At 66.3% G+C, this 22,283-nt stretch carries 20 protein-coding genes and 1 pseudogene; 4 read left to right on the top strand and 17 right to left on the bottom strand.

Annotated elements, in window-relative coordinates:
- Positions 1 to 23 precede the first annotated feature (23 nt).
- On the top strand, positions 24 to 896 hold the full coding sequence (locus V9E98_14730; protein ID MEI2718220.1) for an HAD-IB family hydrolase: 873 nt from the start codon (positions 24 to 26) through the stop codon (positions 894 to 896).
- Here the strand turns inward: V9E98_14730 and V9E98_14725 are convergent, their stop codons facing one another.
- From V9E98_14725 to V9E98_14670, 12 genes and pseudogenes are all read right to left on the bottom strand, one after another.
- Positions 897 to 2,063, bottom strand: coding sequence for a L,D-transpeptidase (locus V9E98_14725; protein ID MEI2718219.1), 1,167 nt, complete (start codon positions 2,061 to 2,063; stop codon positions 897 to 899).
- Between the two features lie 62 nt (positions 2,064 to 2,125).
- Complete coding sequence (locus V9E98_14720; GenBank protein MEI2718218.1) at positions 2,126 to 3,064, bottom strand: lysophospholipid acyltransferase family protein; 939 nt, start codon at positions 3,062 to 3,064, stop codon at positions 2,126 to 2,128.
- 2 nt (positions 3,065 to 3,066) lie between these two features.
- Complete coding sequence (locus V9E98_14715; protein MEI2718217.1) at positions 3,067 to 4,161, bottom strand: SDR family oxidoreductase; 1,095 nt, start codon at positions 4,159 to 4,161, stop codon at positions 3,067 to 3,069.
- A gap of 4 nt (positions 4,162 to 4,165) precedes the next feature.
- The gene (locus V9E98_14710) at positions 4,166 to 4,264 is read right to left on the bottom strand and encodes an AURKAIP1/COX24 domain-containing protein (GenBank protein MEI2718216.1); all 99 of its coding nucleotides are present in this window, start codon (positions 4,262 to 4,264) and stop codon (positions 4,166 to 4,168) included.
- 68 nt (positions 4,265 to 4,332) lie between these two features.
- Positions 4,333 to 5,529 carry an acetoin utilization protein AcuC gene (locus V9E98_14705; GenBank protein MEI2718215.1) on the bottom strand — a complete coding sequence of 399 codons (1,197 nt, stop codon included), beginning with the start codon at positions 5,527 to 5,529 and terminating at the stop codon, positions 4,333 to 4,335.
- Between the two features lie 3 nt (positions 5,530 to 5,532).
- Positions 5,533 to 6,330 carry a pyrroline-5-carboxylate reductase gene (gene proC / locus V9E98_14700; GenBank protein MEI2718214.1) on the bottom strand — a complete coding sequence of 266 codons (798 nt, stop codon included), beginning with the start codon at positions 6,328 to 6,330 and terminating at the stop codon, positions 5,533 to 5,535.
- A gap of 2 nt (positions 6,331 to 6,332) precedes the next feature.
- Entirely contained in the window at positions 6,333 to 7,262 is a 930-nt protein-coding gene (locus V9E98_14695; protein ID MEI2718213.1) for a proline dehydrogenase family protein, read from the bottom strand.
- Between the two features lie 94 nt (positions 7,263 to 7,356).
- Positions 7,357 to 7,947 carry a TetR family transcriptional regulator gene (locus V9E98_14690; GenBank protein ID MEI2718212.1) on the bottom strand — a complete coding sequence of 197 codons (591 nt, stop codon included), beginning with the start codon at positions 7,945 to 7,947 and terminating at the stop codon, positions 7,357 to 7,359.
- A 4-nt stretch (positions 7,948 to 7,951) separates the two neighbouring features.
- Positions 7,952 to 8,923 carry a sugar phosphate isomerase/epimerase gene (locus tag V9E98_14685; protein MEI2718211.1) on the bottom strand — a complete coding sequence of 324 codons (972 nt, stop codon included), beginning with the start codon at positions 8,921 to 8,923 and terminating at the stop codon, positions 7,952 to 7,954.
- The gene (locus V9E98_14680) at positions 8,920 to 10,401 is read right to left on the bottom strand and encodes an HAD-IC family P-type ATPase (protein ID MEI2718210.1); all 1,482 of its coding nucleotides are present in this window, start codon (positions 10,399 to 10,401) and stop codon (positions 8,920 to 8,922) included. Before V9E98_14680 ends, V9E98_14685 begins: the two co-directional genes overlap by 4 nt.
- 78 nt (positions 10,402 to 10,479) lie before the next feature.
- Positions 10,480 to 11,077: pseudogene (locus V9E98_14675) on the bottom strand (hypothetical protein).
- Positions 11,078 to 11,277: 200 nt separating this feature from the next.
- A complete protein-coding gene (locus tag V9E98_14670) occupies positions 11,278 to 12,207 on the bottom strand; it encodes a Ppx/GppA phosphatase family protein (GenBank protein ID MEI2718209.1) in 930 nt (309 codons plus the stop codon).
- Positions 12,208 to 12,241: 34 nt separating this feature from the next.
- Here V9E98_14670 and V9E98_14665 point away from each other — a divergent pair, with 34 nt between their 5' ends.
- From V9E98_14665 to V9E98_14655, 3 genes are all read left to right on the top strand, one after another.
- Positions 12,242 to 13,069 (top strand): hypothetical protein, encoded by an 828-nt coding sequence (locus V9E98_14665; GenBank protein ID MEI2718208.1) that lies wholly within the window; start codon positions 12,242 to 12,244, stop codon positions 13,067 to 13,069.
- Between the two features lie 13 nt (positions 13,070 to 13,082).
- The gene (radA, locus tag V9E98_14660) at positions 13,083 to 14,516 is read left to right on the top strand and encodes a DNA repair protein RadA (protein ID MEI2718207.1); all 1,434 of its coding nucleotides are present in this window, start codon (positions 13,083 to 13,085) and stop codon (positions 14,514 to 14,516) included.
- A 69-nt stretch (positions 14,517 to 14,585) separates the two neighbouring features.
- Positions 14,586 to 15,779, top strand: a complete 1,194-nt coding sequence (locus V9E98_14655) for a phage tail tip lysozyme (protein MEI2718206.1) — start codon at positions 14,586 to 14,588, stop codon at positions 15,777 to 15,779.
- Here V9E98_14655 and V9E98_14650 read toward each other — a convergent pair.
- The 5 genes from V9E98_14650 to V9E98_14630 all read right to left on the bottom strand — a co-directional run bounded on the left by V9E98_14650 (position 15,766) and on the right by V9E98_14630 (position 22,203).
- Entirely contained in the window at positions 15,766 to 16,392 is a 627-nt protein-coding gene (locus tag V9E98_14650; protein ID MEI2718205.1) for a hypothetical protein, read from the bottom strand. The genes V9E98_14655 and V9E98_14650 overlap by 14 nt on opposite strands.
- A gap of 49 nt (positions 16,393 to 16,441) precedes the next feature.
- The gene (locus V9E98_14645) at positions 16,442 to 17,197 is read right to left on the bottom strand and encodes an SDR family oxidoreductase (protein MEI2718204.1); all 756 of its coding nucleotides are present in this window, start codon (positions 17,195 to 17,197) and stop codon (positions 16,442 to 16,444) included.
- A 27-nt stretch (positions 17,198 to 17,224) separates the two neighbouring features.
- Positions 17,225 to 18,022: an A/G-specific adenine glycosylase gene (locus V9E98_14640; protein MEI2718203.1), complete on the bottom strand. Its 798-nt coding sequence runs from the start codon at positions 18,020 to 18,022 to the stop codon at positions 17,225 to 17,227.
- A gap of 92 nt (positions 18,023 to 18,114) precedes the next feature.
- Complete coding sequence (locus V9E98_14635) at positions 18,115 to 20,607, bottom strand: ATP-dependent Clp protease ATP-binding subunit (GenBank protein MEI2718202.1); 2,493 nt, start codon at positions 20,605 to 20,607, stop codon at positions 18,115 to 18,117.
- Between the two features lie 126 nt (positions 20,608 to 20,733).
- Positions 20,734 to 22,203: a DUF222 domain-containing protein gene (locus V9E98_14630; GenBank protein ID MEI2718201.1), complete on the bottom strand. Its 1,470-nt coding sequence runs from the start codon at positions 22,201 to 22,203 to the stop codon at positions 20,734 to 20,736.
- Between the last annotated feature and the right edge of the window lie 80 nt (positions 22,204 to 22,283).

Genomic DNA, 22,283 nt, shown 5'->3' with positions numbered 1-22,283 from the left:
GGCGACGACGGTAGCCTGCAACTGTGCAACGCCGGCCGCGGAGACTGCTCAAGTCGTATCGCCGCGCGGGCCAGGCGGCAGCGGATGCCGCGCCGAGCCGCCCCGAACCGGCGGTGGGTGTGGATCCCGCGGTGGCCGCCTTCTTCGACATCGACAACACCGTCATCCGCGGGTCCAGCATGTTCCATCTGGCCCGCGGGGCAGCAGCGCGCGGGCTGTTGACCGGCCGGGACATCGCGGGATTCGCCGCAGCGCAGCTGCGGTTCGCACTGCTCGGCGGGGAGGACCTCGACGACATGGCCCAGGCAGTGGAAAGTGGCCTGGCGTTCGTGAAGGGCAAGCCCGTGGCCGAGGTCAACGATCTCGCCGAGGCCGTCTTCGACGAACTGATGAAAGACAAGATGTGGCCCGGGACACTGGATCTCGCCCAACGCCACCTCGACGCTGGGGAGCCCGTGTGGCTCGTGTCGGCCACGCCTGTCGAACTGGCCAACGTCATCGCCGCTCGGCTCGGATTCACCGGTGCTTTGGGAACCGTGTCGGAAATCGTCGGTGGTCGCTACACCGGCGCACTGGTGGGCCATCCGCTGCATGGGGTCGCCAAGGCGGAGGCCGTGCGCGCCCTGGCACAACGTGACGACTTGGACCTCGCCCGCTGCTACGCGTACTCGGATTCCAGCAACGACCTACCGCTCCTGAGCTCGGTGGGACATCCCGTCGCGGTCAATCCCGACGCGGAGTTGCGGGAACAAGCCCGGGACAACGGCTGGCCCGTCTTCAACTTCCGCCGGAAGCGTCTGGTCACCCGGGTGGGGATCCCCGTGATCGCGACCGCAGTGGCCGCGGCGGCAACCGGGGTCACCGCCGGGGTGGTCGTGGCACGTCGCAGGGCTTGATCAGGTGTAGATGATCACGCGCGTGCCGACGGGGCTGCGTTGGTATGTCCAATCGGCCGCCCACATGGGTTCGCGGACACAGCCGTGAGAGGCAGGATACGGCGGGACCGGGATGTACCCGTGGATTCCGAAGTTGCCCTGGAAGCCCATGAATCGGTAGAGGGCACCGACGCCCTTCTCGTAGATCCGGAATCGACCTTCGGGGGTGTTGCCGGTGGCCCCTGTCGAGACGTGCAGAGTGCCCTTGACCTGACCGTTCTTGACCAGCATCAGGATCTGACGGGTCTTGTCGACCTCGATGTGAACTCCTTTACCGCCACGGAATCGTGGCTTCATCGGTGCCATGTCGGCGAGTGTGCGCCAGGCCCGACGGTCCATGCGTTCGTTGCGGGGCAGTTCCTCCGCTTTCTTGAAGGCCATGACAACATCGCCGACCGGCGCATCGAAGCGCTCACCCACCGGCGGGGTGTGGAAGTTCAACGACCGCAGTTTCCGCAGGAGCCCGGCGACGACGGGACCAGTGCTGCCTCGCTGCAGGCGGACCCAGTTGCTGCGCAGGACAGCCTTCTGACTGCCGGGAACAAGGTCCCCATCGGCTGCGGATTGGACTGACACCTTCTGGCGTCCCAAGTCCTGAGCGGTGAGGTCGAGTCGGGCCCGGCCGTTGGCTGCCGGGGCAGAACCCAAGGTCCGTCCAGCCCGGTCCCGCACTGTGATCTCACCGGTGTAAGCCCGCGGGTACACACCGATGGTGACTCGCTCCCGGCCGAGGTAATCGACGTCCAGTGCGGGGACGTCCAACGCCGCGCTGATGACCAGCGAGACGGAGTCGCTGGTCATTCCCGTGTCCGGCTCCACCACTCTCAGCGCGGACGCGCCGCGGGAGTCCGAGGACACTGGGGTGACGTCACCTGCGAATGAACCGTCGGCATCGGTGGCCATACTGGTGGCTGCCGTCCACCCTGACGGTGTGCGGACCTGCACCTGCACGGGGCCACCCGGCGCGGGTGTCACTGTCCCTTTGACGCGGACCTGTTCAGCCGCGGTCAGCCGCCCTGGTTCGACGGAGACCGTGATGGAGCCCTCCGCCGCCTGGGCACTCACCGGGACCACAGCGCCCGTCACGGCGATCGCGAGCCCGACGAGACCTCGCAGCACGTAACTCATACCGGCAACGCTACCTGACGCGGACTCTCCCGCCCAGGGAAAGCGACCCCGAGCAGAACGCCTCAGAAGAAGACCGAACGGCGTTGCACCAACAGGCGATAGAGCTGCTGCTGGATGGTCTCGCGGACCTGATCGGTGAGGTTGAACACGAGCATGGGGTCCTCTTCGGACCCCTCGGGGAACGACGTGGTGTCGATGGGGTCTCCGAACATGATGATCCACTTGCTCGGCAACGGGACCAGGCCCAAGGGCCCGAGCCAGGGGAACGTCGCGGTGAGCGGGAAATAGGGAAGCCCCATGATGCGGGCAACGGTGCGCGCGTCTCCCAGCATCGGGTAGATCTCCTCGGCGCCCACGATGGCGGTCGGGATGATCGGAACTCCGGTCTTGAGGGCAGCGGCGACGAATCCACCCCGACCGAAGCGCTGCAGTTTGTACCGCTCACTGAACGGTTTGCCGACTCCCTTGTAGCCCTCCGGCCACACTCCGACGAGTTCGCCGCGATTCATCAGCCGCTCCGCATCGGGGGCGCAGGCCAGGGTGGACCCGGACTTGCGGGCGAACTCCCCGACGAACGGTGTCTGGAACACCAGGTCGGCGCCGAGCATGCGCAGGTGACGGTGCGCGGGGTGGTGGTCGAGTAAGGCGAGTTGGGTCATGACCGCGTCCAGTGCGATGGTGCCGGAGTGGTTGGCCACCACCAGAGCACCGCCGGCATCCGGCACGTTCTCGAGGCCGCGAGTCTCGACCCGGAACCATTTGTCGTAGAGCGGACGGAAGGGCGCCAGCAGCACGCGCTCTTGCAGTTCGGGATCGAAGCCGAACTCATCGACGTCGTACTCACCGGTCACCCGTCGGCGCATGAACTGCAGCACCCCTGCTACGCGCTGCTCCCAAGAAGGCTGATCCACCGGGGCCCCCGGGAGCGGCTCGTAAGCAGACTCATCGTCCGACGTCTCAGGCTCCGAGCCGTCGATGTGGATGACGCGCGCGTCAGGCACCACTACCTCCCGATGTCCAACCGGACGGAACTCCCGATGCCACGAAGGACGGACACTCCCGATGCCACGATGGAAGACATTCCCGACGTCATGACAGAAGACAGGGCCTGTTCCGCCGACCGCACGCGGTCGGGGTGAACGATGCGGTTCAGACCGCGGGCCGCGACGAACGACTCGAACGCCTCCTGAGTCGTGTACTCGGGCTCGAAACCCAGCACCTCCCGCATGCGCGTCGTGTCGACTCCTCGCCCGTAGGTCAAGAACCGCACCTGTTCCGGGCTGAAGTCGGCCAATCCAGTGCTGATCATCGCTCGACCGGCGATGCCGATGAGTGGTGGCAACAGGGGGAAAGGCGCCCGACCTGCAAGTCGGATCGCCTGCGAGAGCAGCAGGATCCCGTCGCCGGACACGTTGTACAGCCCGGGCTTGTCCTCTGCGGCTGCCTCGTGGATGGCGCGTAGCCCATCGTCCTCGTGGACGAACTGCAGCCGAGCGTCGTATCCCATGACGACCGGGACTGCAGGAAGGCTGAAGTAACTCGTCATCGGTGTCTGCACGCTGGGACCGATGAAGTTGGCGAACCGCAGGGTCGTGACCGTCACATCGGGACGGCGCCGGGCGAAGCCGCGCACGTACGCCTCGACCTCGACGGAGTCCTTGGCCCACCCCGATGACGGCGAGTGCCGCGGCTCGATCTCCTCGGCGAACATCGCCGGGTCCCGAGGGCCCGCACCATAGACACTCGTGGTCGACTTGACGACGAGTCGGCGCACACTGGGGGACTTCTGACACGCCGCCAGCAGTTGCATCGTGCCGATGACGTTGATCTCCTTCATCGACATCCGACCCCCGGCCTGGACCGGGGTGGCGATGACACCCATGTGCACGACGGTGTCCACACTCGCGGCGTTGATGACCTTGGCGATGATCGGGTTGCGGATGTCGGCCCGGACGAACTCGGCACGTCCGATGTCCGCGCGAGGCGGAATGACGTCCACGCCGATGACCCGGTCGATCCTGGGATCTTCGGTCAGCAGGCGCGCCATGCGGCCACCCAGGTACCGGGACACACCCGTGACGAGGACAACCTGACCCATGGCGCTACTTCTTGTTACGACGCTGGACGCGGGTGCGCTTGAGCAGCTTGCGGTGCTTCTTCTTGGCCATCCGCTTGCGGCGCTTCTTGACGACAGAGCCCATGCCCAACCTCACAACTCGATGATCGACCCCCAGGGTAGCCCGCCGGGAACCGGTGACCGACCACCAGGCTAGAAGCCCGAGAAGCTGTCGGTGGCCAGGCCCAGGTAAGGGAACACCGCGTTGCGGGTGGCCACAACTGCCGCGTCGATGGGATCGGCGGGGTCGTATCCGAGGTCCCAGTTCTTGGGCCAGGGCTCGTAACCGTCGGTCATGTGCGCCGGCCCGACCCGGCCCATGAGGTTGCGGACATAATCGAGCCACGGTTCCGGCAGGTTGGCGCCGGGATCGATCTCCTGGTCGGTGGCGATGGCGACGACGTTCGTCCACGAGCGGGGGACCACGTCGACCCATTCATAGCCACCGCCGCCGGTAGCGACCCATCGACCGCCGGCGAACCGATGCGCCCACCGGTGCACGGCTTCCGCCGCCATTCGCTGCCCGTCGATCGAAACGGCCAGGCTGGCCAGCGGGTCCTCGAAGTGGGAGTCGCAGCCGTGCTGGGAAACGATGATCTGCGGCCGAAAGGCTCCGAGTACGTGGGGTGTCACCGCGTGGAAGGCCCGCAGCCATCCTTGGTCCCCGGTCCCAGCGGGTAGTGCGAGGTTGACCTTGGTCCCGAGCGCTTTGGGCCCGCCGATCTCGGTCGGCCAGCCGGTGCCCGGGAACAGCGTCGCCGGGCTCTCGTGGATCGACAGCGTCAGCACGCGCGGGTCATCCCAGAACGCTGCCTGGACGCCGTCGCCATGGTGGACGTCGACATCGATGTAGGCGACTCGTTCGACGCCGTTGTCGAGCAACCATTGAATGGCCACTGCGAGATCGTTGTAGACACAGAACCCGGATGATCGGTCGGGCATCGCATGGTGCAGTCCTCCGGCGATGTTCACGGCATGTTCTGCGGCACCGGAGTGCACGGCCTGCGCTGCAGCCAGGGTCGCGCCGCACACGCGGGCCGCGGCAGTGTGCATGTCGGGGAACACAGGCGTGTCCGCGGTCCCGAGTCCGAATCTCAGATCACTGAAGTCGGGTTCCTGTCCCCCCCGGCGCACCGCATTGATCAGGTCCGGAGTGTGCACACGCAGCAGCAGGTCGTCGGGGGCGATCGGAATGTCGTTGTTGATGTGCACGTGATCCGCATCCAGCAGCCCGAACTCCTCGATCAGCTTCCAGGCGAGTTCGACTCGGATCGGGCTGAGCGGATGACCGGGACCGAAGTCATAGGCCCGCAGTGCCTGAGACCAGGAGATCACGACCTGCTCACTCATGGCTCAGGATCCGAGTTGTTCGGAACGGTCCCGGGCGGCCTGCAGCGCCGAGAGGAAGGCCGCGCGGACACTGTGGGATTCCAACTCGCGCAAGGCTGCGGCCGTCGTGCCGCCGGGACTGGTGACCTGCTCACGCAGGACAGTCGGATGTTGCCCGGTCTCGCGCAGCAATTTGGCGCTGCCGAACGCGGTCTGCACCGCCAGTTGTGTCGCCGTGGTGCGCGGCAACCCCAGATGGACGCCGGCCTCGATCATGGACTCCACGACGAAGAAGATGTATGCGGGCCCGCTGCCGGAGATCGCCGTCACTGCGTCCTGCTGCTTCTCGGGCACCCGGATGACCCGTCCCACGGACTTCAACAAGGACTCGGCCTCGTCGAGGTGCTGCTCGTCGCACGAGGATCCGGCGGAGATCGCAGCCATTCCCTCATCGACCAGGGCGGGGGTGTTCGGCATCACTCGAACCACTGCGGTTCCCGCGGGCAATCGCTCCTCGAGATACCGCGTGGTGATGCCCGCGGCCAACGAGATCACCAGCGCATGACTGCGGATCCGATCGGTGATCTCGGCGAGAACCGCAGCCATGTCTTGCGGCTTCACGACCAGGATCACAGTGTCTGCTGCAGCGGCGGCCTCGCCGTTGGTCATCACGCTGACGCCGTAGCGGTCCGTCAACTCGATGGCGCGGTCATCTCGCCGTTCCGCGATGACGATGTCGTCCGGTTGTCGACCGGCCCGCAGAAGGCCTGAGAGAAGGGTCTCCCCCATCACCCCGGCCCCGACGATCGCGATATCAGCCACGACTACTTCTTCGACGAGAGCGACTTGAGGAAAAGACCCATGTTGGCGGGCTTCTCGGCCATGCGGCGGACCATGTACCCGTACCAGTCCTGGCCGTAGGGAATGTAGACACGCATCTTCTCGCCCGAGTCCGCCAACCGCTGCTGCTCCTCGGGGCGCACTCCGTACAACATCTGATGCTCGTACGAACCCTTGGGGCGGTCATTGTGAATCGCGAGTGATTGGGCGATATCGACTAGCCGCGGGTCGTGGGAGGCGATCATGGGATAGCCGTCGCCCGCCATGAGGATCTTCATGCAGCGCACGAACGCCAGGTCGACTTCGTGCTTGGACTGGTAGGCAACTTCCTCAGGTTCCTTGTACGCGCCCTTGCACAGGCGCACCCGCGAGCCCGCGCCGGACAAGTCGCGGCAGTCCGCCTCGCTGCGGTACAGATACGCCTGGATCACCGCGCCCGTCGCCGGGAAGTCGCGGCGCAGTTCGCGCAGGATGCCCAGGGTGGAGTCCGTGGTCGTGTGATCCTCCATGTCCAGCGTGACGGTGGTTCCGTATCCGTGCGCCTTTGCGGCGATCTGGTGGGCGAACTCCAACGCGATCTTCTCGCCGTCCCCCGGCAGCGCCTGCCCGACTGCGCTCAACTTCACGGACACCTCGGCGTCCGAGGTCAGGCCGTTGGCGTTCAGGCCGTCGAGCAGGTCGAGATAGTCGTCTCGGGTCTGCTCGGCATCGGCCAACTCGAGCACGTCTTCCCCGAGTCGGTCGATGGTCGCCAGCCTTCCGGTTGCGGCGAGTTCGGCCGTCGCCGCCACTGCGTCCGGAGCGCCTTCACCGGCGACGAAACGATGCACGACGTCTCTCGTCACCGGGAGCGCGACGGACATCTCCTTGATCTTGTCGTTGCGCGACACAGTCAGCAGCGCCTGACGCAGCATTGGCCCTCCCATATCGGGTTCCACTCCGAAGGCTAATGCCTGGCCGCATCATTGGCGCGTGAACGGTCCAGGGGTCAGGGCTGAGGTCCGCTTCTCATGCGCCGCGGCTGAGCCCCTTGACGGGTTTGGTGGGGTCGAGCAGGTCTTGGATCATCGGAGCGTAGATCCGTACGACTTCGTCTTCGGAGGCCGACGCCAGCGGTTCGAGCCGAACGACATAGCGGATGACCGCAAGTCCCATCAGGTGACTGGAGATCAGCGCTGCGCGCATGCGGGCATCGGGGATGCCCACCGCGCCGGCGATCCGGTCGATCACGGACTCCTCGAGAAACTCCCGCAGAGATTGAGCCGCCTTGCCCGCTGAGGCGCCCGCTTGGAACAGTTCGACGATCTCTTGCCGGGTCTCGTCGTCCTTGAGTACGTCGAAGGTGCCTCGTACGAGGCGCTCGCCCATGCCGTCCAGCCCCGGAGCCAACAGTTGCGGGACGGCACTCGAGGGATCGAAGGGCAGTTTCATCGCGGCGGCGAACATCTGTTCCTTGTTCGCGTAGTACTTGCGCATCACCGACGGGGCCACTCCGGCGGCTGCCGCGACGCCGCGCATCGTGGTGCGGGCATATCCGCGGGTGTTGAACGCCACGCGCGCGGAGTCCAAGACGGCGTCGGCTACTTCGTCCCTGGCCACCCCCTCACTCTAGGGAACCGTCTCGGTTCTCGCGCCCCCTTCGGGGTTCCGGTCCCTTTCGGGGTTCTGGTCCCTTTCGGGGTTCTGGTCCCTTTCGGGGTTCTGGTCCTCTTCGACGTTCTGTGGATGAGACAGCGAGGTGCAGGCGGGCGAAAGCGAGCGCTTCGGCGAGGTCCGCCTCACGTTCAGCCCGGGAGGAGACCTTGCGCGTCGACACCTCGACGACCACAGTTCCATCGAATTGGCGGCGGGCGAGGAGTTCGAGCAGATCGCCGGCGGGTTGAGAACCACGCCCCGGGATCAGATGTTCGTCGCGGGCCGAACCCGATCCGTCGGCCAAGTGGATATGCGCCAAGCGATCGCCGAGATCCTCGGCCACTCGCATGGGGTCGGATTGGCTCACAGCGGTGTGGGAAAGGTCCAAGGTGGTGTGTGGGTAGTCGGAATGCCGCACGTCCCATCCCGGCGCGTACGCGGCGACTTCACGCGAACGGGCTCGCCACGGGTACATGTTCTCCACCGCGAATCGGATGTCAGTTTCCTCGCCCATACGCTTCAGCCCGACGACGAAGTCCCGCGAGTACTCCCGCTGCCAGCGGAACGGGGGATGGACGACGACAGTCGCCGCACCGAGCTTCTCCGCTGCTGCGCGAGCCCTGACGAGCTTGCCCCACGGATCCGTGCCCCACACCCGCTGGGTCACCAGCAGGCAGGGTGCGTGGACCGCGAGGATCGGCATCGCATAGTGGTCGGACAGTCGCTTGAGCGCGTCGGGGTCCTGGCTCACCTGATCGTTCATGACCATGACTTCGACCCCGTCGTAGCCGAGTCTCCCGGCGATCTCGAAAGCGGCAGCGGTCGACTCCGGGTACACCGAGGCGGTGGACAGCGCCACCTTGGCGTCGGGGACCCGCACCACCGGGGAACGGGTGGAACGCAACGCTGTCTTGGCGCGGGGCCGACGAGCGGGACTCACTGGCGGCGCAACTTATCGATCACGGGGGTGATGGCCAGGATGACGGCGACTCCCACGGCCCCGATCGCGAGGGCAGCGATCAGTTGCGGCCCCACGGTCACGGTCATCGAGAAGAACCGGGCCAGCGGACCGATGAGAACGACTCCGAGGACTGCCACCGCCATGGCTGCAACAACGGCGATCCGCAGCAGGTTGAGTGGTCGGGCGGATTGCAGCAGGACCCCCAAAGCCACGATCAGCAGCGTCAAAGTCGCGTACGTCTGCGACTGGACCTCCGCGTTGTCCATGCCGCTGACGACGATGTAACTGGTGAAAGCGCTGGCCGCACACACGACGCCGGCGGGAACCGCGAACAGCAGAACCCGGCGGAAGAACCCCGGACGGAAGCGGTCGGTGTTCGGCATGAGGGCGAGGAAGAACCCGGGGATGCCGATAGTCAGCGACGACACGAGGGTCAACTGGATTGGCTGGAAGGGGAAGGCCACTCCGAACACCCCGGTGGCGAGACTGATGACCATTGCGTAGATGGACTTGGTGAGGAACACGTCCGACACCCGCTCGATGTTCCCCAGAACCCGGCGCCCCTCGAACACTACCTGGGGAAGGGTCGACCACTTGTTGTCCATCAGCACGATCTGGGCGACGGCTCGGGTGGCGGGTGCTCCCGAACCCATGGCGATGCCGAGGTCGGCACGCTTCAGAGCGAGGACATCATTGACCCCATCACCGGTCATGGTGACGGTGTGACCACGCTGCTGGAGCGCGTCCACCATGTACTTCTTCTGATCAGGGGTGACGCGGCCGAAGACGCTGTGGCTTTCCAGCTGTGTCCCCATGCCGTCGATGGTGGTCGGGAGGTTCCTCGCATCGAAGGGGTCGTCCGCGCCTGGCACTCCGGCACGCCCCGCGATGGCGCCGACGGTGGCCGCGTTGTCGCCGGAGATGACCTTCACCGCCACGCCCTGTTCCTCGAAGAACGCAACAGTCTCCGCGGCGTCGGAGCGCAGTTTCTGATCGATGACGACTACCGCCAGTTCCTGCAGCGTCGGCAACGGCTGGTCGGCCCGGGGCGGCTGCCCGGCTTGCGCGAGGACCAGCACCCGAGCGCCATCGTCGGCGTAGTGCTCCGCGGCAGCCCACCAGGGCCGAGCGGTGAGGTCGGAGAACAGCATCTCGGGAGCGCCGATGACGAATGACCCCTGCGCGTAGTCCGCGGACGACCACTTGCGCGCGGAGGAAAAGGGCACGGAGTCCGCCAGGGTCCAACCCGGATCCGGGCAGTCCCGCCGGATCGCGTCCATGGTGGGGTTCGGACGCGGGTCCGCGCTGCCCAGTGCCCCGAGGATGCGACGCACCTGCTGTTCATCGGCCCCCGCGAGGGGGGTGACGAGCCGCAACGCCATGCCAGGGTCGGTCAGGGTGCCGGTCTTGTCGACACATACGACATCGGTGCGCGCGAGCGCTTCCACCGCGGGCATCTCCTGGACGAGGGCCTTGCGGCGGGCCAGCCGGACCACCGCGACGGCCATGGCGATGCTCGTGAGCAGCACCAGCCCCTCGGGGATCATCGTGATCATCCCGGCGATGCTGCCCTGGATCGCCAGATCCAGCGGCTGGTCTGCCCGCAGTTGGCTGATGACGAGGAGGATCCCGATCGGCACGATCAAGAACGACACCGTGCGGATGAACTTGTTCACCGAGTCGCGCAGCTCCGAACTGGCAAGCGTGTACTCCTTGGCGGCGGCGGTGATGCCCGCGGCGAACGACTCGGACCCGACCTTGGTGGCGACCATGACACCGGACCCCGCGGCCACGAACGAGCCGCTCATCGCGGGATCGCCCGGCGACCTTGTCGACCGCGTCGGCCTCGCCCGTGAGCAGACTCTCGTCCAGTTCCAGTCCGCGGGACTCGGTGATGGTTCCGTCGACGACCACTTGATCACCGGCGGACAGCAGGATCAGATCGTCGCGGACGATCTCCTTGACGCTGACGGGAATCTCTCGCCCGGCTCGCACCACGGTCGGCTTGACCTCGCCGATGAGGCTGAGTTTGGCGAGTTCCCGCGAGGCTCGGTACTCCTGGATGATCCCGATGCCCGTGTTGAAGACGATGACGAGACCGAACAGCGCCTGTTTGGGCGGCGCGACGAGCATCATGACCACCCACAACGTGCCCAACAGGCCGTTGAACCAGGTGAAGGTGTTCGCCCGGATGATGTCGGACAGGCTGCGACTGCGAGCGTCGGGGGCATCGTTGGCGAGGCCGGCGGCGACGCGAGCCGCCACCTGCTCGTCGGTCAACCCCTCGCCGGCGGCCGGGACGACCTGTTCGACAGTGGCCACCGATGATGCGTTCACTGATTCAGTCCGTCCAGGCGTCTTAGGATCACGCCCTCGCGCAACGCCCAGGGGCAGATGTCGACCTCATCGACATCGAGCAACTCCATGGCGGCTTCGGCGACCAGCGCACCCGCGACCAACTGAGGTGCACGCCCAACGCTGACCCCGGGCAGGCCGCCGCGTTCCTTGGTGGTCATGGCAGCCAACTTGGGCAGCCAAGCGCTCAGGTCGGTCAGGCTCAAGGTGCGGCGCACGAACGGGCCCTCGCTGGAGGGCGCCGCTCCGGCGATGCGTGCCAACTGTTTGAAGGTCTTGGAAGTGGCGACGGCTCGCTCCGCAAGACCCAGGCGCTGGATGCGGCCCACGGAGCCTGCGATCTCGGCTCGGATGTGGCGGCGCAACTCCCGCACGGAGTCCTCGTCAGGCGGGTCCCCGGAGAGCATCGTGCGCGTGAGATGGCCGGCCCCCAAGGGCATGGAGAAGGCGAGGTCCGGCTCTTCGTCCCCCCCGATCGCGATCTCGAGGCTGCCGCCACCGATGTCGAGCACCAGCAGCCGTCCGGCGGACCAGCCGAACCAGCGTCGCACGGCCAGGAAGGTCAGCCGCGCCTCGTCGTCGCCGGTCACGGTCGTCGTCGCGATTCCGGTGGCCTTGCGGACCTGACGCAGGACATCCTCGCCGTTGCTCGCCTCCCGGATCGCGGATGTCGCGAAGGCCTCCATGTCGGTGACACCGAGATCCTCCCCGATCACCTGGGCCCGTAGCGTGAAGTCGATCAGAGACTGTGTCGCTGCTGAATCGATGGCTCCTGACTCAGTGAGGTGCTCGGACAGCCGCAGTTCCATCTTGTGGGAATGCGCCGCGATGGGCGCCGCGCCGTAGTGCGCATCGACGACGAGCAGGTGCACGGTGTTCGAACCGATGTCGATCACACCCAGACGCATGGGGAAACGGTACCCGCCCGCGTAGAGTGACGCCGTGCCCGAGGTTGCCGACACGTTCCCCCGCGCGTGGATCGAGTTTCCTGACCCCGCCGTCGCCGACCAGGTCATTCGCGCCGATCTCACCTGGCTCACGTCCCGGTGGACCTGCATCTACGGTCGGGGATGCCGGGGCATCGATGCGTCCGTACCGCAGGCGGGATGCTGCTCGCATGGCGCCCATTTCGCGGACAAGGACGATGAGAAACGCGTCCGACGCTGGGTCAAGCGCCTGACCGGGGCCGAGTGGGAACAGAAGCCCAGCGGCAAACTCCGCACGTCGGACTGGGTCGAGACCGACGGGGACGGGGACCGCAAGACCCGCGTGAGCAAAGGCGCCTGCATCTTCCAGAACTCACCATCGTTTCCCGCCGGCGCGGGGTGCGCGCTGCATCTGTTGGCACAGCACGAGCGCGAATCCCCCATCGACACCAAACCCGACGTGTGCTGGCAACTGCCCATCAGAAGGGACTACACGTGGGTGGAGCACAACGACGATACGCGCACCCTCGTCATCACGATCACCGAATACGTCCGGGCCATGTGGGGTGCCGGAGGACATGATTTCGACTGGTACTGCTCGTCCGACACCGAGGCCCATGTCGGGACCCAACCGGTCTACCGGTCCAGCCGGGCTGAACTCGTGGCCATGATCGGCGAGGCCGCGTACGACGAACTGGTGATCCACTGCGAGGCGCACGAAGCCGCTCGCAGCGCCCTGAGTCTCACGCCGGTCGGTCGGTCACTGCCCAACTCGGCGCTGGCGCCACACCCCGCCTCACCCGAAATGTCGGACCCGGCACCTAGGGTCGGGACAACCGCCTGATCGGAGGGCCACCGTGGCCAAGTCCCCCACCAGCACCTTCGTGTGTTCGAAGTGTCATTCCTCCAGCGTGCGGTGGGTGGGGCGCTGCCCACGGTGTCAGGAGTTCGGCACCATGGTCGAACATCAGTCGGAACGCCTGCCTCTGACCGGGACCAAGACCAAGCGGGGCAGCGGGGGTGCACCCACTCGCCCGGCGCAACCGATTACCACCGTCACCGCACAGCGAACACCGCGAATCCACAGCGGTGCTGGTGAGTTCGACCGCGTACTCGGGGGCGGACTGGTCGCGGGGCAAGTCGTCCTGGTCGCGGGCGAACCGGGGGTCGGCAAGTCCACGCTCCTGCTCGACGTCGCTCATCGTTTCGCCGAGCGATTCGCTGACGCGATTGTGCTGTACATCTCCGGCGAGGAATCCGCCGAGCAGATCGGCGTGCGTGCCGAACGGATCGGGGCGGGCAATGAGCGCCTCCTTGTCGCCGATGAGACCGACCTCGGCGCAGTCTTAGGTCACATCGAGCATCACAATCCTCAACTGATCGTCGTCGACTCGGTCCAGACCCTCGCGTCTCCTGAGATCGATGGGCGGGCCGGAGGTATCTCTCAGGTGAGCGAGGTCGCGGCGGTCCTCACCCGTCAGGCGAAAGCACGGGGGGTGCCGACGTTGCTCGTGGGGCAGAGCACGCGCGAGAACTCCATCGCCGGTCCCCGGGCCCTGGAGCATCTGGTCGACACGGTTCTGACATTCGAAGGCGAACCACACACTCAGGTACGCCTCCTGCGCGCCGTCAAGAACCGCTACGGACCAGCCGACGAGGTTGTCTGTTACGAGCAGACGGATGGAGGCCTGTCAGAGCTCGCCGACCCCTCCCAATTGTTCCGCTCGGTGCGTGAGGTCCCGGTCGCGGGAACTTGCGCCACGGTCACTCTCGAGGGCCGCCGACCGATCTCCGCGGAGATTCAGTCGCTGCTCTCCCCCCGGGCCCCCGATCAGGACAGCGGTCGACGCATCGTCGCTGGGCTGGATTCGTCGCGGGTGAGCATGCTGGCGGCCCTGACCCAGAGAGAGGGCGAGGTGGGATTCGGCCGGTCCGATCTCTACGTCGCCACCGTCGCGGGCCTGCGGATCACCGATCCCACCGCTGACCTGGCGACGTGCCTCGCCATTTTCTCTGCGGCTACGGGCACCGTCGTGCCCACGGACCTCGTCGCGTTGGGAGAGGTCGCCCTGTCCGGTGACCTGAGACCGTGTCACTCGATGGCGCAGCGGCTCAACGAGGCGGCCCGCTTGGGGTACACCACCGCACTCGTGCCCGATTCGACTGACGCGACCGGCACGCCGATAGCCACGATCCCGTTGCGGCGCCTGGAACACGCCATGGCCGCACTCGGGACGAATAGCCGCATATCGGACACATTTGGGGGGTTTTGGGACGAAATCAAGCGGTAAACCTGCACAGCCCGGACGTTTTCGACAACTCGGCTGCCGACGTCGCGTGACCTCGCTAGGTTCCGCCGCATGCGCAGAACCGGGTTCGTACGAGTCTTGATCACCGCTACCGCAGCGTTCGCTGTGACCGTATCGATGGCGGCTGGGGTCCCGGCGGGCGCCGGAAAGAAGCCGAAAACGCCCTCGGTGTGTGCGGCGACGACGACCACGCCTGGGGCGAAGAGTCGGGCACTGTACGTGTGGAAGCGACTGCGCAACGCCGGGTTCTCGCCGGCAGCGAGTGCCGGCGTCCTGGGGTACCTCGACCACGTCTCCGGGGTCAGCCCTATCGCTTTTGCGACGTCCGGGCAGCGTATCGGCCTGGCGCAGTGGCCCCGCGATCGTTGGAAGTCCTACACCGCCGCACTAGAGGCCAAGGGCAACAACCGCTGGAGCATGAAGCACCAGGTGACTCACCTGATGGACGAGATGACCGCGACCTGGCGCGAGTCGCGCGCCAAGAAGTTCAAGGCCCTCACAGCTGCGGACAAGGCCGCCCGCGTGTTCGCGCGCCAGTTCGATCCCGCCTCGGAGGACGCCGCCACCGCCAAGGTGAACGCGCCGATCAAGGCCGGCCAGTGGCTGGAGCGGTTCAGCGCCAGGGAACTGCCTTCCAGCGACGACCGCCCGACGTACGGCCATCGCATCAAGTGCACCCCTCCGGACGTCACGATGACCCGATGCCCCGTGGTGCCGCAGTCGTTCAAGTCCTACTTCCGCCGCGCAACTGGCTTCAACTGGGATGACATGAGCGACAACGCCAAGCGGATGTCCCGGTGTGCGTACATCAACTTCCCGCACATCATCACGCATGGCACCTACAACGGCCACATGCCGGACTGGCAGCACGCCATCGACTTCATGATGCCCGCGGGCTGCGAGAACTCGGACTCGGGTTCACGCACCACGAGCGAGGAGGACCTGCGGGTCGGCACGCGGCTCACGCGGTACCTCATCGACAACGCGAGAAGGTTCAACCTCGACTACCTGATCTGGCAGGACCATGTCCGCAGCCCCGGATACCGCGACGAGGAAGTTTCCTGGACGCCGATCGCGAACTGGCGCCAGGACGGCTACAACAATGGCGACTGCACCAACACCCACTTCGACCATGTGCACGTCAGTGTGGACCAGGAACTGTTGGCAGCTGGCGTGGATCCCGACTACCTGGCCGCGATCACCGGCGAGGAAGTCCCGCCGGTGAAAGGACTCACTGCAGAGTGAAGGCAGTCTCGGAGCTTTCGACCTTGTCGTTGCGTCCAACCGCGTCGTAGGCACCGGGCTCGACCGGAGTGCCCTCACCGCTGCACCCGGCATCGCTGCTGACGCGCGGCCAACTCACGGTGACGCTCGCCTTCTCTCCCGGGCGCAGCGTGACGACGTCGGATTCTGATGAATCGCTGCAGTCGTCGGACGACCACACCTTGACGCCGCCCGACGAAATGATGATCTCGTTGGCCCCCGACCCCACATCCCGCTGGCACGGCTCGGTTCCAGTGTTGGCGATGGCCATGGTCAGCTCAGGCTCGGTGTCTCCGGAGTAACTCGGCTCACTGGTGGTGACGGTGACGTCGATGTCGCTGTCGGAGCAAGACCCCGAGGGACTGGCCGAACTCGACGACGACCCGCTCGGAGAGGCGAGCGGGGAGGCCGGGGTGCTGGCGATGACGGAGGGTGATGCGGGGGCCGCCACCGGCTCAGGATCAGGCTCGCCTTTGGGTCGGAAGATCAGCCACAGGAGCACCAGAACCAGCAAGACGATGCCTCCGACCAGGGCCCGGCGCCGCCAATAGACCTGGGGATCCTCGGGCCCGACGGGCTTCATGACCGAACTCACGGACTAACCGTAGACTCCCGGAGGCCCGATCCGGTACACCCGGGGTCGGTCAAGCGGCGTCCCAGCCGCCATCGGCCGTCACGACCGCACCGTTGACGTTGCCCGCCTCATCTGATGCCAACCAGGAGATGACACTTGCGATGCTCGCGGGTTCGGCGATCTCCCCCATGCTCGCCATCGCGAGCTGAGCCCGGGCCATGACCCACTCGCTGCGAGGCATGGCCGAAGCGCCGATCCCGGTGGCCACCGCACCGGGGCACACGGCATTCGACCGGATTCCCCGAGGACCGTAGAACCACGCGGTGTGCTTCACCACGCCGATCACCCCGTGCTTGGACGCTGCGTACGCCACCCCTGACGCCCCGGCGGACAGGGCTCCCTTGCTGGCAACGGTGACGATGGCACCGCCCCCGTTGCCCTCCATGACCGGAAGGACCGCCCGAGTCAGGCGCATGACACTGGTGAGGTTGACCGCCAGGACCGCATCCCAGGTCGCATCATCGACCTCGCCGACAGGCAGGAAGTGATCCATCACCCCGGCGTTGTTGACCAGAACGTCGATGCGTTCGTGGTCCGCCACCAGGGCTCCCACTTCGCCGGCCGACGTCACATCCACCTGCCGGATCTCGAGTCGGTCCGCCGCGGCCCCCGCCTCGTGCCGAAGATCCGCGAACCCGGTGTCGGAGAGGTCCACACCGATTACGACCGCCCCCTCCGCGAGCAACTCGAGGACCGTGGCCCGGCCGATGCCCGACCCGGCCCCGGTCACCAGCGCGGTCCGTCCGACATGACGCTGACTGTCCACATTTCCTCCTACTGGTCCTCCTACTGTCTATCTGGCCGCATCCTGCCCCAGCGGCAGCGAGAAGCAAGACCCGGCGCGAACGATGAGCCCGTCCGCCAGCAGCGAATCCCGCGCCCGGGACAACTGGTGGGAATCCGGCCACAGTCCGTCGATCTCCGCGCTCGGCAGCGGGTGGTCCGACTCCCGCAGCAGGGCGAGGATCAAGCCGCGGACCTGCCGGTCGCTGCCCTCGAACCGGGCTTGCCTGGCCACCGGGTGTTGGTTCTGTGGCCGACCGGCTGCATACCAGCGACACCCTGACCGCACAGGACAGTGTTCACACCGGGGGGTGCGAGCCAGGCAGACCGTTGCCCCCAGTTCCATGATCGCCTCGCTCACCCTGGCTGCCGCCGCGGGATCGGACGGCAGCATCGCGGACAGCCGGTCGCGCTCGGCACGACTTGGGGCTGACGATCGAGGAAGTGCCCGTCCGTCCAGGAACCGACCGAGGACCCGACGCACATTGGTGTCGAGAACGGCGATCCGACGCTTGAAGGCGAACGCGAGAACAGCAGAAGCCGTGTAGTCCCCAATTCCGGGAAGAGCGACGAGTTCACTGTGGCTATCCGGCAAGCGACCGTCATGGTCGGCGACCACTGCGATCGCCGCCGCATGAAGACGCAGGGCGCGCCGGGGGTATCCGAGTCGGCCCCACATCCGCACGGCTTCGCCGGGTGGGTCCGCCGCCAGACCCGCGGGGTCTGGCCAGCGCTGCAGCCACGAGGTGAAGGCCGGGATGACTCGTAGCACCGGAGTCTGCTGCAGCATGACCTCACTGACGAGCACACCCCAAGGATCCCGCGGCTCTACTCGCCATGGAAGATCCCGGGAAGCCGAAGCAAACCAAGCATCCAGTGAAGAGAGCCAGGTCGCTGGAGTCACTCGGGTTCTACGGTCTCCACCGGTGGCGAGTCGGGCAGTTCGACCTTGGGCTGCGGCGTGAACGTGAAGATCGCATCGTCGCCCTCCCCCTCGACGTCGACCACAATCAGGCTGTGCGGGTGGATCTCGCCGAAGAGGATCTTCTCGCTCAGGGAGTCTTCAATCTCCCGCTGGATCGTGCGGCGCAGGGGCCGCGCGCCCAGGACGGGGTCATACCCGCGTTCAGCGAGCAGTTCCTTGGCGGGAGTGGTGAACTCGACGCTCATGTCGCGCTCCGCCAGGCGTTCGTCCAACCGTGCCGCCATCAGATCGACGATCGCGACGATCTCCCGGCGAGTGAGTTGGTGGAACACGATCGTGTCGTCGATGCGGTTGAGGAACTCCGGGCGGAAATGCTGCTTCAACTCGGTCTGCACCTTGCCGCGCATCCGCTCGTAGGCGCCGACGTCGTCGTCCGACGGCGCGAAGCCGAGGGACTTGGAGACATCGCGGCTGCCCAGGTTGGTGGTCATGATGATCACAGTGTTCTTGAAGTCCACCGCACGACCCTGAGCATCCGTCAGGCGACCCTCTTCAAGCACCTGCAACAAGGAGTTGAAGATGTCGGGGTGAGCCTTCTCGATCTCGTCGAACAACACCACGGAGAAGGGCTTGCGGCGCACCTTCTCGGTGAGTTGGCCCCCTTCTTCGTATCCGACGTAACCCGGAGGTGATCCGAACAGACGCGAGGCCGTGTGCTTCTCGGAGTACTCGGACATGTCCAGCGCGATGAGGCTGTCTTCGTCGCCGAACAAGAACTCGGCCAGGGTTTTGGACAGTTCGGTCTTGCCGACCCCGGAGGGTCCCGCGAAGATGAACGACCCGGAGGGCCGCTTCGGGTCCTTCAAGCCCGCTCGGGTGCGGCGGATGGACTTGGACAAGGCCTTGATCGCCTGCTCCTGACCGATGACGCGGCGGTGGAGTTCTTCTTCCATCCGCAACAGGCGGGCGGTGTCGTCCTCGGACAGGTCGGTGACGGGGATACCGGTCATGAGCGCGAGGACTTCGGCGATGAGCTTCTCATCGACTTCAGCGACGACGTCCATGTCGCCGGCTTTCCACTCGCGCTCGCGCTGCGCCTTCTCGGCGATCAGCTGCTTCTCCTTGTCACGCAGGTTCGCCGCGGCCTCGAAGTCTTGGGCATCAATGGCGGATTCCTTCTGTTTGCGCACGTCCGCGATGCGATCGTCGAACTCCCGCAGATCCGGAGGGGCGGTCATGCGCCGGATCCGCAGACGCGAACCCGCTTCGTCGATCAGGTCGATCGCCTTGTCCGGAAGCTGACGATCACTGATGTAGCGGTCGGACAAGCGCGCTGCGGCTGCGAGGGCCTCATCGGTGATCGTGACTTTGTGGTGGCTCTCGTAGCGGTCGCGCAATCCTCGCAGGATCGCGACCGTCATATCGACGTCGGGTGCGGGCACCTGGATCGGAGCGAAGCGGCGTTCGAGTGCCGCGTCCTTCTCGACGTACTTGCGGTATTCGTCGAGGGTGGTGGCCCCGATGGTCTGCAGTTCACCCCGAGCAAGCATGGGCTTGAGGATGCTGGCGGCGTCGATAGCGCCTTCGGCGGCACCCGCCCCGACGAGCGTGTGCATCTCGTCGATGAACAAGATGATGTCGCCGCGGGTTCGGATCTCCTTGAGGACCTTTTTCAGGCGTTCCTCGAAGTCGCCGCGATACCGGCTGCCGGCGACCAACGCGCCGAGATCCAGCGTGTACAGCTGCTTGTCGCGCAGAGTGTCCGGGACGTCGCCCACGATGATCTTCTGCGCCAGTGACTCCACCACCGCTGTCTTGCCGACCCCGGGCTCGCCGATCAGCACGGGATTGTTCTTGGTGCGGCGGGACAGCACCTGCATGACGCGCTCGATCTCCTTGTCCCGACCGATGACCGGGTCCAAAGCCCCCTCTCGCGCGGCTTGCGTGAGATTGCGCCCGAACTGATCCAGTACGAGTGAGCCCGAGGGGGTTCCTTCCTGCGGACCTCCGGCCGTAGCGGGCTCCTTACCCTGATAGCCGGAGAGCAGTTGGATGACCTGCTGGCGCACCCGGCTCAAATCCGCGCCCAACTTGACCAGGACTTGTGCGGCGACGCCCTCGCCCTCGCGGATCAATCCCAACAGGATGTGTTCCGTGCCGATGTAGTTGTGGCCGAGTTGCAGAGCTTCGCGCAGAGACAGCTCCAGCACCTTCTTGGCACGTGGGGTGAAAGGGATGTGTCCGGAGGGAGCCTGCTGACCCTGTCCGATGATCTCCTCGACCTGAGAGCGAACGGCCTCGAGTGAGATGCCCAGACTCTCCAGCGCCTTGGCCGCGACGCCTTCGCCTTCATGGATCAGACCCAGCAGGATGTGCTCCGTGCCGATGTAGTTGTGATTCAGCATGCGGGCCTCTTCTTGGGCCAGCACCACAACCCGCCGGGCACGGTCGGTAAAGCGTTCGAACATCGCTCACACTCCTGGAGATTCAGGCGGTTCCTAGGATGCTAACGCCGTGCGCCGGAAGCCGTTCCCGAATATCACGCCTATCGAGTACGCCAAGCGTGAACAGGCGGACATCCACAGACAGGCGAGTCAGTCGCGCAGCGGTGGGTCGGGACGGTCGGCATGGGTGATCCCGGCCGGTGTGAACCACGTGAAGCCGTCCGGATCGTTGGCCAGTCGCCATCGGGCGTGTGTCTTCATGCGATGGTGCCGTCGGCACAGCGCCCCGAGATTCTGACCGCTGGTTGGACCTTTCGGATAGGGGACTGTGTGATCGAGATCGGTGTGTGAGTTGCGACATCCGGGCATCCGGCAGTACGGCTCGCGAGCCCGGATCAACCTGGCCAGCCCCGCCGAGGGGCGGTAACTCCGGGTACCTGTGGCAAGCACCGTGCCGTCCGGGTCGGTTATCCAGGCCCGCCAGCGGCGATCGGCCGCGATCTGGCGGGCGATCTCCGCGGGGACGAGCTCGGCTCCCGGTACCCGGCCGGGATGCTCGGCAGCCCGTAGCAGGGTCGCCAGGTCCACGACGACCGCCACCTCGCCGGCGGGTTCGCCGGCGACCGCAGGGCGGTCGAGGATGAGATCGGTCAACACATCCGCGCGCCGGTGGTCGAGGCTGCGCGCCTGATCGGGCGGAAGTGAGGCGTCTGCAGCGCCCAGCGCATGAGCCATGGCCGTCAGGCGCCGGAATATGCGGGTGGCGGTGTCCTCGGGAAGTGTGGCGATGACACTCGCCTGCCCGTCACCATCGATGCGCAGTCGGACTCCTCGCCCGGCGTGACAGCGGCGCCGACGACCGCCGGCATCCGGGTCCGACCGAGCGACGAAGCGCCGCACCCAGGCGCGAACGTCCGTGAAGGTCCACGTTGTCAAGCCTTGAGTGTGCCGTTCGCGGAGCCGAGCGACCAGAGCGTCGACGACGTCGACCCGGTCGCTTCGTTTCAGGTGACTGATGTCCGCCGCCACCCATCCGGCGTGCCATCCGATGAGAAGTCCTTCGGACACAGCGGCCGACAGCACGGGAAGGACAGTCACGGCGCGCACCCGATGGATCAGATTGCGCATACTCGCCGGTGAGCACCGGAGGGCCACCACAATCTCTTCGACCGCAGGATCGGTGATCGATCCCCACTGCGGCTGTCCCGGCCGGAGCGCCACCCGCACCGGTCGAGAACCCACCGCCGCGACCACGGCACGGTCGGCGCGCAACGTCGTCCACGAGGCCGCCGCCTGCCAGGCTGCCGCCAGGACGATCTGGCAGGCGCACGGAGACCCAGCCACACCGATGCGGTCCTCCGGCAGCGTCACCGGATGGACCCAACCGCACTCCCCCGACGCCTCGCCGCCCAGTGTCAGTAACCGTGACATCATTTGCTCCCCGAGCGGAACGGCGAGGAGTTCTCGGACCCGCGGACTCAACTCAGCGTCCCACCACCCCGCCTGGGTCCACGACGGCCGCGACTCGACCCACAACTGCCGACCCCACCGCCGCTCCACCACCGACGGGCCGCGCGGGAACACCAGGCCCGCCGGCCCCGTCCGCGTCACCTCGATCATGGATCCATCATGCCCAGCACCCCCGACAGTTCCGCCGTTCGTCGTCTGGCGCCGCGCGGAGACCGGACCCCCTCGCATCA

It is taken from the genome of Candidatus Nanopelagicales bacterium (assembly GCA_037045355.1).
Taxonomy (GTDB): Bacteria; Actinomycetota; Actinomycetes; order S36-B12.
Note: the sequence above shows the minus strand (reverse complement) of the source record. Positions and strands in the feature narration are given on the sequence as shown.